The sequence below is a fragment of the Pontibacter sp. LHS1 genome (genome assembly GCF_058932855.1).
Genome location: NZ_JBZYWF010000002.1, coordinates 19,572 through 33,933 on the forward strand (window position 1 = coordinate 19,572; position 14,362 = coordinate 33,933).

The following is a 14,362-nucleotide window of genomic DNA, read 5'->3' on the forward strand; positions in this document are numbered from 1 at the left end:
GAATGAATTGCTTTAGTTACTTTTCAACTCTCTGATCTCGTCCTGTGTCAGGATCTTGTACATATCCAGCACGATGATGAGGCGGTTGTTCACCTTGGCAATACCCTCTATATAATTCTCGTGGATATTGATATCCTGCAGAAAAGAGGGGGTCTTGTCAATTTTGGTCATAGACATGTTCAGGGACTGCGGTACTTCGCGGACGATCACCCCAATGCTGTACTCCCTTGCTTCTATCACCAGGGTATAGGTAATGTGTGGATTAAGGTCTCCGGCCAGTGGAACAGGGCGAATGCCAAAGCGCTCCTCCAGATCCATGATCGCGATAATATCACCACGGATATTGGCTACCCCCTTAATAAAATCAGGCGTTCGGGGCATACGGGTTACATTTGGCGTAACAGTTACCTCTTTTACCTGATCAATCTTAATACCATATTCTTCCGCGCCAAGCTTGAAAACGATCAGGTGAATCATCTCCTCCTTCACGGCTTCAGGCTTGGCCGGGCTATCTTTGGAAGAAGCCACTGCATTCTCAGCTGTCTTATCCTTTCCGGATTCGACGGCTGTAGCTGCTGCCTGCGCCTCTTTCTTGTTCGTCTTTTCTTTCATCAGTCCGGAACGGTTTATTTGCTGTTGTCCTCGCTGTTCTTGTTTCGGGAGCTAACCGAGCTCAGGCGTGCATTACCGGTAAGCTGCTTTTGCTTTGGCTTGGTTGGCATGGAAGCCAGGCGGCGATTGTTCGGGCTGTGATTAAACACCAGGTTGCCATCCACCAGCTTGAAGGCGGAGATACTGATTTGCAGATCTGCGGCAATGTCGTTCAGGTTCTGAGAAGATGATGTCAGCTCCTGCATCGAAGTAGACAATTGCTTGGCTGTGCTCGCTACCTGCTGTGTACCGGAGGCCGTTTGCTCGGCAATGGCTACCACCTCTTCCACGTATTTCACTACGTCCCCGATCGATGACTTCTGTACCTCGGTCGCTGTCAGGATGTCCTGTGCCGTACGAAGTGTCTCACCACTGGAAGCAGCAATATTTTTGAAGGCCCCGGATGCTTCGAATGTCGCATTCTTTCCTTTCAATACACGTCCTTCCATGGTCGAGATCGCCATAGCGGCAGAGGCGGTATCTTTTTTCACGTCATCCACCAGTGTTGCAATTTCGCTTGCTGACTTGCGTGAACCTTCGGCCAGTTTGCGTATCTCTTCGGCAACTACCGCGAAACCACGTCCTGCCTCACCTGCACGGGCCGCCTCAATGGCAGCGTTCAAGGCAAGCAAGTTTGTCTGTGCGGCAATGTCGGTGATCACACCGAGTGACTTGGAGATTTCCTGCGAACGGGCGCTCAGTACTTCGATCGTTTTAGAGGTAAGCGAAGCAGAACTGGAGATCTCCTCCATGTTCTTCACCACTTCCGCTACCGTCTTCAGACCCAGCTGCGAAGTTTCCTCACCCAGCAAAGCTGATTTGTTCACCACTTCCGCACGATTGGCCGTGTCTTTCGTGGTTTTCATGATCTCTTCTATCAGCTTAAAGGCCTGATCTGTTTTAAGGGCCTGATTCTGGGCACCTTCCGCCATTTGCTGCATGGCAAGCGCCACATCCAGCGTCACGCGGTTCATTTCAAGACCTTTGTCAGCCATTTCCTCGGAAGAACTTCCTACTACAAGTGAAGAGTCATTGATCTCACCCAGCAGGGCGTTCAGGTTGTCAACGGCCAGATTCAAGGCATTTGCCATATCCAGGATATCACCTGCTGTATGGGCTTCTACCTTCTGGGTTAAATCACCTTCAGAGATAGCACGAACTACGCGGGATACTTCCAGTACTGGTGTTACAATGGACTCCAATAGGTCGTTCAGGGTATCCACCAGTTCTTTCCAGCTACCGCCTACACCTGCCAGTGTCGCACGCTCGGTCAGCTTTCCTTCCACACCAGCTACTCTTGCCACACGGCTAACCTCACCCGCAAGGCGGTTAAGGTCCACCACCATTGTGTTGATCGTATCGGCAAGCTCTGCCACCTCGCCTCTTGCTTCGAGGGTCAGTTTCTGCGTCAGGTCACCTTTTGATACGGCAGTTACTACACGTACTATACCTCGTACCTGTGTTGTCAGGTTAGAGGCCATCGTGTTTACGTTATCAGTCAGGTCTTTCCAGGTACCACCAACATTTGGCACATTGGCCTGGCCTCCCAGTTTACCTTCTGTACCTACTTCAAGCGCCACACGGGTTACCTCACCGGCGAAGATGTTGAGCGAGTCCACCATGCGGTTGATGTTTTCCTTCAACTCACCCAACTCACCTTTCACATCCACAGACACTTTCTGCGTCAGGTCACCTTTGGCCACTGCGGTTGCAACTTTCGCAATGTCGCGTACCTGCAGCGTCAAGTTACTCGCCATGGTGTTTACGTTATCGGTGAGCTCTTTCCAGGTACCGCGTACTTTCGGTACGTTCGCTTGGCCACCAAGACGACCTTCAGTACCCACTTCTCTTGCTACACGAGTAACTTCATCAGCAAAGATGTTCAGCGAGTCCACCATCTGGTTGAGGTTCTCTTTCAGATCAAGGATCTCTCCTCTCGCCTCAACCGTGATTTTCTGGCTCAGGTCACCTTTCGCTACCGCTGTCGCTACTTTGGCAATGTCACGTACCTGAGAAGTCAGGTTAGACGCCATGTAGTTTACGTTGTCGGTCAGGTCCTTCCAGGTTCCGGCCACGTTCGGCACATTGGCCTGTCCGCCCAGTTTACCTTCTGTACCTACCTCACGTGCTACTCTCGTTACTTCGTCACCGAAGATATTCAGTGAGTCCACCATCTGGTTGAGGTTCTCTTTCAGATCAAGGATCTCTCCTCTCGCCTCAACCGTAATTTTCTGGCTCAAGTCGCCTTTCGCTACCGCGGTGGCCACTTTCGCTATACCTCGTACCTGCGTTGTCAGGTTGGAGGCCATCGTATTTACATTATCAGTAAGGTCTTTCCATACACCGGCCACGTTCGGAACGTTGGCCTGTCCGCCCAGTTTACCGTCGGTACCCACTTCAAGCGCCACACGGGTCACCTCACCGGCAAAGATGTTGAGCGAGTCCACCATGCGGTTCATGTTTTCCTTCAGCTCGTTCAACTCACCTTTCACATCCACAGACACTTTCTGAGTCAGGTCACCCTTGGCCACTGCGGTTGCTACATTGGCAATGTCGCGTACCTGCAGCGTCAGGTTAGAGGCCATCGTGTTTACGTTGTCGGTGAGGTCTTTCCATACACCGCCTACGTTCGGAACCGAAGCCTGGCCGCCGAGGCGTCCTTCCGTACCCACTTCACGGGCCACTCTCGTTACCTCGTCTGCGAAGATGTTGAGTGAGTCCACCATCTGGTTGAGGTTCTCCTTCAGATCAGCCAGCTCACCACGTACATTCACTGTGATCTTCTGGCTCAGGTCACCTTTCGCTACCGCAGTCGCTACGTTGGCAATGTCGCGTACCTGCAGTGTCAGGTTGGAAGCCATGTAGTTCACGTTGTCCGTGAGCTCTTTCCAGATGCCGGCAACGTTTGGCACGTTCGCCTGGCCACCCAGTATACCTTCTGTACCCACTTCACGTGCCACACGGGTTACTTCCGCGCCAAACACGTTCAGTCGGTCCACCATTTCATTCAGGATGTCTTTCAGATCACCCAGCTCCCCTTTCACATCCACAGACACTTTCTGGGTCAGGTCTCCTTTCGCTACCGCTGTGGCTACCTCCGCAATGTCACGTACCTGTAGGGTCAGGTTACCTGCCATCAGGTTTACATTGTCAGTCAGTTCTTTCCAGGTACCTTCTACATTAGGTACAGCCGCCTGACCACCCAGTTTACCTTCTGTTCCTACTTCACGTGCCACGCGTGTTACCTCACCGGCGAAGATGTTCAGGGAGTCCACCATCTGGTTGATGATGTCTTTCAGCTCGGCCATCTCACCGCGCACATTCACCGTGATCTTCTGGGTCAGGTCGCCTTTCGCAACTGCCGTGGATACGTTCGCAATGTCACGCATCTGAGAGGTCAGGTTACTGGCCATGGTGTTCACGTTGTCGGTGAGGTCTTTCCATACACCGCCCACGTTCGGCACTTTGGCCTGGCCGCCGAGGCGTCCTTCTGTACCCACCTCACGGGCCACACGCGTTACTTCGTCCGCAAAGATGTTGAGTGAGTCCACCATCTGGTTCATGTTGTCCTTCAGCTGGGCAAACTCACCGCGTACATCCACTGATACTTTCTGAGCCAGATTACCTTTCGCCACCGCAGTCGCTACATTCGAGATGTCACGTACCTGCGAGGTCAGGTTGCTGGCCATGGTATTTACATTATCTGTCAGGTCTTTCCATACACCGGCCACGTTTGGCACCGATGCCTGGCCACCCAGTTTACCCTCGGTACCCACTTCAAGTGCCACACGCGTTACCTCACCTGCAAATAGGTTCAGGTTGTCGATCGTACGGTTGATGGTCTCGGCCATGACCTTGAAGTCACCCGACACTGGAATCTGGAAGGTTTCGTCCAGGTTACCACGCGAGATGTTCTTCAGTACTTTCCCCACTTCAAGTACCGGAACCGCAATGGAATCCACCAGGCCGTTGATGTTGTTGATCATGTCCTTCCAGAAGCCGGAAGCATTCTCAGCAGAGGCACGGGCTTTCAGGTTCCCCTCCACACCGGCCACTTTCGAGATGCGCGACACCTCACCACCTACACCACCGATCATTTCCACCATCGAGTTGTAGGCTTCCGCAATCTCTGCGAAGATATCGTCATTCTGCTTTGTCAGTCGAACCGAGATATCTCCTTTCTTAAAGGCATCAAGTGCGTAAAGCACTTTGTTAAGCTGTTCGCTGATGTACTCAGGGCTTGAAGGCAATACCTGCTTGCGGCTTTGTTTGCCATTAGGCGCACTTTTCACTGCCAGCGAGCTGGTGCCAGCATCTTTTCTGCCAGCAGCGTCAGGGCCTTCCGGCTGTGCTGACGGGGCAGCGGCAGTAGCGCTTTCCTGTTTTGTTTTGGACGTCTCCGGTTTCTCTTCCACGGTAGTAGTGGCGGCGGGCGTCTGCTGCTTGGCTTTCGCACGCGACGGAGTCGACTTTTCTGACTGGCTGGTTTCTACGTCACTGATGAGCTTTTCTTTGCTCAGCTTCAAATTTTTACCTAAGGCCATATGTTTAGGGTTGTATGGGGTTTGTCATCTGTCCGACCCTTCGTCAGCATCAGTTTTAGACTGACTGGCTGAACAGTACAAGGGGAATGTTATTGCAATTTACTCAAAAATAGCTATTGCTTGCAAGCGCTCGTTATACCTGGCAGAACTCAGCGGCAAGTGCTGTGTAGTCTTTAGCTCCATTGGAAGCGTTATCGTAGTCCAACACACTTCTGCCAAAAGAAGGTGCTTCTGCCAGCTTTACATTCAGTCTGATCTGACTGTCGAATATTTTTTCTTTCACGTTTTCGCGCAGGTATGCGAGGACTTCCTGACTCAGCTTGCGACGCACATCAAACATGACCACTACGATTCCTTTTATTTTAAGTTTCGGATTAAATGCTTTTTTTACTTTAGTGATCGTATGCATGATCTGGTCCAGGCCCTGTAGGGTAAGTACCTCCATTTGCAAAGGTATGAGTACCTCGTGCGCGGCGGTCAGTGCATTTAGTGTTAGGACCGAAAGTGAGGGCGGGCAGTCAATCAGCACATAATCAAATCCTTTGACCTGGGATAGCATGGTTTTCAGGAACTGCTCCCGATCCGGCTGCGACACCAGTGATATCTCTACATCCACCAGCTCGTTAGATCCCGGAGCTACCCAGAGACCATCTTTTTCAACTATTATATCTTTGATGGATTGTGAACCCAGGAAGGCTTCAGCCAGTGTCTGATCAGGCGAAGAGACAGCAAGGCTGTATGATAAATTGCTTTGAGGATCGAGATCAACCAGCAGGACCTTATGTCCCAGTTTGCTCAGTGCACTGCCCAGGTTGATGGTAGTGGTTGTTTTACCTGTGCCACCTTTTTGGTTAATCACAGCTACTATTTTAGTTTTCATCCAGCTTCTTGATGATCAGGTATAGGTGCAAATAGTAATGAGTTTATAAAGCTATCAAAAAAAACTGACAAATGATGCCTGCAATTTAAGCTTGTGTAAAGCTCGATTCCAGCTTTCCGCTTTTTACATGCAGGTCCTGCCAGGTGTGCAGGTCCAGCTGAATGGCGTAGGCACCTGCCGGCTCAAGGTAGGCTACGTGCTGCTCTGTCAGGGTACGGACAAGACTTGTTATACCTGGGTTGTGCCCCACCAGCAGCACACGCGTTACATGCTCTGGAAGTCTACCCAGTACATTGAGCAGCACACTTTCACGCGCATTGTAAAAGTCGGGTACGTAGTCGATCCGCTCTTCATCAAAGTACAACTTTTCAGCCAATAGCCTGGCAGTCAGACCGGCGCGGGGAGCCGGGCTGCTCAGGATTGTATCGACCTTCTGGTACGTATCACGGAGCCACTGCCCGGTTATTCGCGCCTGATGCTGTCCGTTTTTTGTGAGTTCCCGTTCAAAGTCTGGCTGGAGCGGGAAAGGATCATTTGACTCTGCGTGGCGGCAAATGACTAACAATCGTTGCATATAATTATAAAAGTGGTCCGTATAGATAGTTAAGCTAATAAAACAGCCTGTTCACCAAAACAATGATGGCATGTTAAACCTATGTTATCAATTTCAGGTTGTATATGTTTGAAAAAAAATTTGAACTTTGGGCAAAATTCAAATGAATCGCCCCTAAATATAAAGGATGATAAAAAATCTAGTCATAGTCGAGTCACCGGCCAAGGCCAAAACGATTGAAGGATACCTGGGAAAAGATTTTGTGGTGAAATCGAGTTTCGGCCATGTGCGGGACCTGCCTAAAGACAACAACGCCATCGATATCAAAAATAAGTTTAAACCTACTTATGTGATATCGAGTGACAAAAAAGACGTCGTCTCACAGCTAAAGAAACTAGCCAAGGAAGCCGAAATGGTATGGCTCGCATCGGACGACGACCGCGAAGGAGAAGCCATTTCGTGGCATCTGACCGAAGCCCTGAACCTGACCGAAGCCAAAACACGCCGCATCGTTTTCCGGGAGATCACTAAAAATGCCATTCTCAACGCCATCAGCTCACCGCGAGGCATCGACATGGACCTGGTGAATGCACAGCAGGCCCGCCGTGTGCTGGACCGTCTGGTAGGTTTTGAGCTGTCACCGGTGCTCTGGAAAAAGATCAAAACAGGTCTGTCAGCCGGACGTGTGCAGTCAGTGGCTGTGCGGCTGGTGGTGGAGCGTGAACGGGAAATTGAGCGATTCAACGCCGAGTCAAGCTTCCGGATCACAGCCCAGTTTGATGTGCAGGGCAAAACCCTGGAGGCGGAGTTGCCTACTAAATTTAAGACCGAAGAAGAGGCGCAGGCTTTTCTGCAGCGATGTGTCGGAGCTGATTATACGATTGGTAACCTCGAGACGAAGCCGCTCAAGCGTAGTCCCGCCCCTCCCTTCACGACCTCTACCCTGCAGCAGGAGGCCAGCCGTAAGCTATACTTCTCTGTAGCCCAGACCATGACCGTGGCACAGCGTCTGTACGAGGCCGGTAAGATCTCCTACATGCGTACTGACTCCCTCAACCTATCGGACGAGGCGATCCAGGGTGCGTCCAGCGCGATACGCAATTCCTTTGGGGAGAAGTTTGTGAAGACCCGTCGTTTCAAGACCAAGTCATCAGGAGCACAGGAGGCGCACGAGGCCATCCGCCCAACGGATTTCTCTCAGATGGTGGCAAGCAGCGACCGCAACGAGCAGCGTCTGTACGAACTGATCTGGAAACGGGCCATCGCCTCTCAGATGGCTGATGCCGAAATCGAGAAAACAACTGCCTCGATCGATATATCCACGCAGCCTGACAAACTGGTGGCTACCGGAGAGGTGATCAAGTTTGAAGGATTCCTGAAGGTATACATCGAGTCGAAAGATGATGAAGAAGGCGGTGACGAAGACGTGAAAGGCATGTTGCCACCGTTGAGTATAGGCCAGACGCTTGGCTTACGCCAGATGCTGGCTACCCAGCGCTATTCCCGCCCGGCGCCAAGGTATACAGAAGCCAGCCTGGTAAAGAAGCTGGAGGAAATGGGTATAGGCCGTCCGTCCACCTACGCTCCTACCATCTCAACGATACAGAAGCGAGGCTACGTGGAGAAGGACAGCCGCGAAGGCAAAGAGCGTAAGTTCAATGTCCTGACCCTTAAAAACGACCAGATCAGCGCCCAGACCAAAACCGAGATCACAGGTGCAGAGAAAAATAAACTCTTCCCGACGGATATGGCAATGGTGGTGAATGACTTCCTGGTGGAGCATTTCCCGAACGTGATCGACTACTCTTTCACGGCCCGTGTTGAGGCTGAGTTTGACGAGATCGCCCAGGGGCAGCAGGAATGGGAACAAATGCTGGAGAATTTCTACGAGAAATTCCATAAGCGTATTGAAAACAGCGAAAACATAAACCGCGCCGACGTGTCCGGTGCCCGTGAGATAGGTATAGACCCAGTCTCCGGTCAGAAGATCATCGCCAAACTAGGCCGTTTTGGTCCTTATGTGCAGCTGGGAGAAGAAAATCCTGAGACAGGTGATAAACCAGTCTACGCCAGCTTGCGCAAGGGCCAGTTTATCGAAAGCCTGACATTGGAGGATGCCCTGGACCTGTTCAAACTGCCACGCATCGTCGGGGTGTATGAGGACAAGGAAATGAAGGCTGCCATTGGTCGGTTCGGCCCTTATATCAGTCACGCAAGCAAATTCTACTCTCTGCCAAAGACACTGGACCCGATGACGGTAACGGCAGATGAGGCCATTGCTCTCATTGAAGCGAAGCGGAAGGCTGATGCGGAAAAACTCATCAAAACTTTCCCGGAGAATCCGGATGTACAGGTGCTCAACGGCAGGTACGGACCATACATCGTGGTGGGTAAGAAAAACGTGAAGATCCCCAAAGGCAAAGAACCGGCTGATCTGACCCTGCAGGAATGTTTGGACCTGGCAGAGCAGACACCAGAGAAGAAAGGTCGGGGCGGATTCAAGAAGAAAGCCGAAACAGCCACAGCTGAAAAGAAACCGGCCACCAAGAAGCCAGCTGCCAAGAAAGCTGCCGCTAAAAAACCGGCTGCCAAGAAAACAGGCACAGCGAAAAAGAAATAACCAGGAAAAGCCGCTCTAGACTGAGCGGCTTTTTTGCGTCCCGTTTGCAGGTATAGGTATACAGGTTTTACCCACCCTGGCGCCCTGCGAATGAATAAACCCGGATGAAGTTCACAGAGTAAATTATAGCAGAACAGATCAGCAAGGTATGGCAAAGAAAAGACTGGTTGTGCTCTCCGGAGCAGGTATAAGTGCAGAAAGCGGCATCGCTACCTTCCGCGATGCGAACGGACTCTGGGAGGGGCATGATGTGATGGAGGTCGCCTCTCCACAGGGCTGGCGCAGGAACCCGGAACTCGTGCTGGACTTTTACAACCAGCGCCGGAAAAATGCGCACAGCGTCCAGCCCAATGCCGGGCACAAAATGCTGGCTGAACTGGAACAGGACTTTGAGGTAAAGATCATCACCCAAAACGTGGATGACCTGCATGAGCGTGCCGGCTCCACCGACGTTATTCACCTCCACGGAAAACTTTTCGAGAGCCGCAGTACCCTTGATCCTAAACTGGTTTATCCGATAGAAGGCTGGCAACTGAACCTGGGGGATAAATGCGAACGTGGGTCCCAGCTCCGCCCCAACATTGTGTGGTTTGGAGAGCCCGTTCCAATGATGGAGCAGGCCATGGCTGAGACTCTGCGAGCAGACATCTTTCTGGTTGTAGGTACGTCCCTGGTGGTATACCCGGCAGCCGGTCTCGTGGACCTGGTTCCGGATGAAGCGCCGATCTTTGTCGTGGACCCCAACCTCCCCTATGTACGGCCACGGCCGAATCTGCACCTGTTTGAAGAGAAGGCCAGCACAGGCATGGTAAAAGTAGCTGAACTGTTACGGGAAAAGCACCGCTAGTCAGTTTTTACACCTTTCACGACTAAAACCACTAAGAACTTGTAGTCCTATCCGCAAGATTTGACAACAAGCTCTCAGGAACAGCTTTGTCTACCTGCCACCGTCATTCATCGACACAATCTGCCTGTTCATCCTGATCTGAAAATATTTCTAATAGTTGTTTAAACCTTAGCCTCCTTCTCTATTCTAAAGATATCACCAGCGGAACTACTTTCCCTCGCTGATGATATTAAGCTTTATTTTCCGATTAAAAATAGACCAACACTACTACTCAATTCTACAATCTGATGAGAAAATTATTCTCTCTGCTGATCATGTTGATCGGCTTTTCACAGGTATACGCACAGACAGTAACCGGCACGGTGCAAAGCGCTACAGACAAGAGCGGCTTGCCAGGCGCCAGCGTCGTGATGAAACGTGCTGCCAGCGAGACAATCCTGACCACAGTGACTGACGGCCAGGGTGCTTTCCGCTTTGAGCGTGTTCCTTCAGGCAATTATACCCTGGAGGTTCGTTTTCTGGGTTATGATATGCTGTCAAGGCCGGTACAGGTAGCACAGGCGCCTATCAATTTGGGTGTACTGAGCATGCAGGAGCAAAACACCAGACTGGGAGAAGTACAGATCATCGGGCGTGCACCGCTAGGTGAGCAGAAAGGCGATACTTCCCAATTCAATGCCAAGGCCTTTAAGACAGCACCAGATGCCAGTGCCGAGGACTTAGTGACCAAAATGCCGGGTGTGCAGGTACAGGATGGCCGTATTCAGGCGCAGGGCGAGGAAGTACGCCAGGTAATGATTGACGGCAAGCGCTATACCGGTGAGGATGTGACCTCTGCCATGCGCAACATCTCTTCTGACATGATTGAAAACGTGCAGATCTTTGACGCCCAGAGCGATCAGGCTGCCTTCAGTGGTTTTGAAGACGGCAACCGTCTCAAGACCATCAACTTCATTACCCGCAAAGACCGTCGTCAGGGCTACACAGGTAAAATATCAGCTGGCTACGGTACTGATGACCGTTACATGGCCGGAGCCGCTGTCAACTACTTCAACAACGACCGTCGCATCACGGTAACAGGCCTGACCAACAACATCAACATGTTTGACTTCTCGATCGGTGAAACACCAGGTGGTGGCATGCGCGGCCGTAGAGGTGGCTGGGGCGGTGGCTCCCCGATTGGTATCATCAACACCAACAACTTCGGCATCAACTACCAGGACAAGTGGGGCAAGAAAATGGATGTGAGCGCCAACTACAACTATACCAACCGTGATATCATCAACGACCAGTACCGTTTCCGTGACTTTGTATCGGATGATGCTGGTCTGCAGTATACAGAGAATGCGGACAACAGGGATCGTGAAGACGGTCATCGCCTGAACATGCGTTTGCAGTATAACATAAATCAAAACAACCGCCTGCTTGTAACCCCAAGCCTGCGCGTGCAGAATGATAATAGCTTTACTGGCAGAAATGCCCGCACATTCGACCTGGAAGGAACTCTTTCAGAGTCGTTTAACCGCGCAAGCTCTGACAATACCTCTTTCAACTTCAGCAATAACATCCTTTACTCAAAACGCTTCGGTGACTCTGGCCGCATCCTGACGACCAACTTCAACACGAGCATCAACAACGTGGAAGGGGATGGCTTCCAGTACGAGCAGACACAAAATTTTGAAGACCCTGACAGAAACGTGCTCCGCGACCAATACATTCGTCTGGATCGCAAAAACTTCAGCTGGTCAGGCAGTACAAACTACTCGCAGCGCCTGGGTGAGAAATCCCGCTGGCAGGTAGAGTATAGCATTGGCAACCAAATGCGTGACTCAGACCGCAGAACCTACGATTATATGGAAACAGCCGGTGGGTATACAAACTTCAACACACCGCTGAGCAGCACATTCAAGAGCGATTACCTGTCTCAGAACATAGGTCCAAGCTACCAGTACCGCAACGACAAAGCCAGACTTCAGTTGAATGCCCGTTACCAGTATGCCACGCTGAACACCGACAGCCAGTTCCCGGTTGATTTAGCGCCACTGGAACGTAAGTTCAACAATTTCCTGCCATCGGCTGAGTACGAGTACAAGTTCTCTAACTCTCAGAACCTGACCCTGAACTTCAGAACCAGCACCAACGTGCCGTCTGTAGAGCAGCTACAGGAGGTACTGGACATTTCAAACCCGCTGCAGGCACGCATCGGTAACGCAGACCTGGACCAGGATTACCAGAGCCGTCTGAACATCCGCTACCGCAACTTCAATGCTGAGACAAACCGCGTGTTCTTTATCGGCATGTTCGGTACAATGACCAACAACTATGTAGCCAACAGCGTGTACACGACCAACGTGCCGGAAGGTATAGCCGAAGGATACGAATTGCGTCCGGGTGCCCGCCTGAGCCGACCTGTAAACCTGGACGGTCACTACAATGTGCGTTCTTTCTTCAACTACGGACAGCCGCTTAACTTCATCAGCTCTAACTTTAATGTAAATGGCACGGTGGGTTATTCCAGAATACCGGGTATGATTGATGAACAGATCAACTATGCCAACAACACCAACCTGGGAGCCGGAGTTAACATCAGCAGCAACATCAGCGAAAAGATAGACTTCTCAGTGTCCACTTTCTCGAGCTACAACATTGTGTCAAACACACTGCGTACGACTCAGAACAACAACTTCTTCAACCAAAATACAAGTGTTCGCTATAACTGGATCCTTTGGAAAGACCTGGTATACCGCACCGAACTGAATCACCAGTATAACTCTGGTTTATCTGCCGGCGTGGACAACAGCTTCCTGCTTTGGAACATGAGTCTTGGTAAGAAGATCTTCAAAGACAAGCAGGGTGAGATCAGCCTGAGCGTGAATGACCTGATGAACCAGAACGTGAGCATTCGCCGCAATATCACAGAGTCTTATGTGGAAGATGTGCAGTCCACTGTACTGCAGCGCTTCTTCATGCTGACATTCTCTTACAACATCCGCAGCTTCAAAGGAGCGCCGGCTTCCGAAGAGAACATGCAGCGTGGTCCGGGTATGTACCGCGGTCGTCCGGGTTCGAACTAAGATACATACAAGCCTAAACAGAAGCGGCCTGCAAGATTTGCAGGCCGCTTCTGTTTTTATCAGGTGCTCCGGTATACGGTTAAACCTATTCCGGCAGTTCGCCCCAGGGGGCATCACCATACCACAGCCAACCCTTGTCTATCTGAAGTGGAGAAGCCATGTTGTTGTGGTATAGCTGACCGGTACCCAATCCCTGTGGCATGTCGATTGCGTAATTGGCCGTGAACTGACTGATCGCGTTAAGCCCGATGTTTGACTCTAGTGCTGAGGTCATCCACCAGCCAATGTCGCGCTTTATAGCCAGTTCAATCCAGGTGGCGCTCGCATGCAGCCCCCCGACCAAAGTGGGCTTCAGGATAATATATTGCGGCTTTACGAAATCTAATAATTCAGCCTGTTTAGTGGCTTCCTGCACCCCGATCAGTTCTTCGTCGAGGGAGATAGGTATAGGTGTATAGGCGCAGAGTTGCTGCATCTGCTCGACCTGCCCCTGCCGGATGGGTTGCTCAATGGAGTGCAGGCTATACCTGGCCAGTCGCTCCAGTTTACGGTAGGCTTCTTCCGGCGCAAAAGCACCGTTTGCATCTACCCGAATTGTCAGGTCATCGGGCCCGGCCACTTCGCGTATCTGATGCAGTATGTCAAGCTCTGTGGCAAAATCCAGACTGCCGATTTTCAACTTCAGGCAGGTATAGCCTTCCTCCAGTTTTTTTCTGATCTGCTGCTGCATGAAGTCCTTCTCCCCCATCCAGATCAGACCGTTGATCGGTATACCTGTGGTGCCCTGACTGAATCCATTTTCAAAAAGAATTTTCCGCCCCCCCTGCTGCAGGTCAAGCAAGGCTGTTTCCAGCGCAAACCGGATGGCGGGCCAATCAACAAGTTCCTCAGACCTTAAGTGCTCCTGCAGCTCATCTGTTGTGAATTGCCGCTGCCGAACGTCCTCCGCGAGATGGCTGAGTTTTGACGCAAGGTCAGGACGTGCATCGATGCTCAAGCCAGGAAGTGGCGCACACTCGCCCACCCCTATTATCCCAGGCCTGTCCGAATCGTGCAGCTGCAGGTAATATACCTGATGCGTTCGCATGGCGCCACGAGAGGTGCGGGCATCAAATTTAAACTGAAGTTGATGAGGCGTAACTGTCAGGTATAAAGGCATAATAGCATCAGATTAGTCTTACCAATATCGGCTT

The 14,362-nt window shown here is 51.3% G+C and carries 8 protein-coding genes; 3 read left to right on the top strand and 5 right to left on the bottom strand.

Annotated features, from left to right (window positions below; translation table 11 throughout):
• Positions 1-12: 12 nt before the first annotated feature.
• From AC5FXQ_RS04460 to AC5FXQ_RS04475, 4 genes are all read right to left on the bottom strand, one after another.
• The gene (locus tag AC5FXQ_RS04460) at positions 13-612 is read right to left on the bottom strand and encodes a chemotaxis protein CheW (RefSeq protein WP_493601290.1); all 600 of its coding nucleotides are present in this window, start codon (positions 610-612) and stop codon (positions 13-15) included.
• A 14-nt stretch (positions 613-626) separates the two neighbouring features.
• Positions 627-5,195 (bottom strand): HAMP domain-containing protein, encoded by a 4,569-nt coding sequence (locus tag AC5FXQ_RS04465; RefSeq protein ID WP_493601291.1) that lies wholly within the window; start codon positions 5,193-5,195, stop codon positions 627-629.
• A 133-nt stretch (positions 5,196-5,328) separates the two neighbouring features.
• Complete coding sequence (locus AC5FXQ_RS04470) at positions 5,329-6,075, bottom strand: ParA family protein (RefSeq protein WP_493601292.1); 747 nt, start codon at positions 6,073-6,075, stop codon at positions 5,329-5,331.
• Positions 6,076-6,160: 85 nt separating this feature from the next.
• A complete protein-coding gene (locus AC5FXQ_RS04475; RefSeq protein ID WP_493601293.1) occupies positions 6,161-6,649 on the bottom strand; it encodes a SixA phosphatase family protein in 489 nt (162 codons plus the stop codon).
• Between the two features lie 166 nt (positions 6,650-6,815).
• Here AC5FXQ_RS04475 and topA point away from each other — a divergent pair, with 166 nt between their 5' ends.
• The 3 genes from topA (at position 6,816) to AC5FXQ_RS04490 (ending at position 13,169) form a co-directional block, all read left to right on the top strand.
• A complete protein-coding gene (gene topA, locus AC5FXQ_RS04480) occupies positions 6,816-9,248 on the top strand; it encodes a type I DNA topoisomerase (RefSeq protein WP_493601294.1) in 2,433 nt (810 codons plus the stop codon).
• A 148-nt stretch (positions 9,249-9,396) separates the two neighbouring features.
• A complete protein-coding gene (locus AC5FXQ_RS04485) occupies positions 9,397-10,095 on the top strand; it encodes an SIR2 family NAD-dependent protein deacylase (protein ID WP_493601295.1) in 699 nt (232 codons plus the stop codon).
• 287 nt (positions 10,096-10,382) lie between these two features.
• Entirely contained in the window at positions 10,383-13,169 is a 2,787-nt protein-coding gene (locus tag AC5FXQ_RS04490) for an outer membrane beta-barrel protein (protein WP_493601296.1), read from the top strand.
• An 85-nt stretch (positions 13,170-13,254) separates the two neighbouring features.
• On the opposite strand, the gene AC5FXQ_RS04495 is transcribed toward AC5FXQ_RS04490, so the two are convergent.
• Positions 13,255-14,328: an o-succinylbenzoate synthase gene (locus AC5FXQ_RS04495; RefSeq protein ID WP_493601297.1), complete on the bottom strand. Its 1,074-nt coding sequence runs from the start codon at positions 14,326-14,328 to the stop codon at positions 13,255-13,257.
• Positions 14,329-14,362 lie beyond the last annotated feature (34 nt).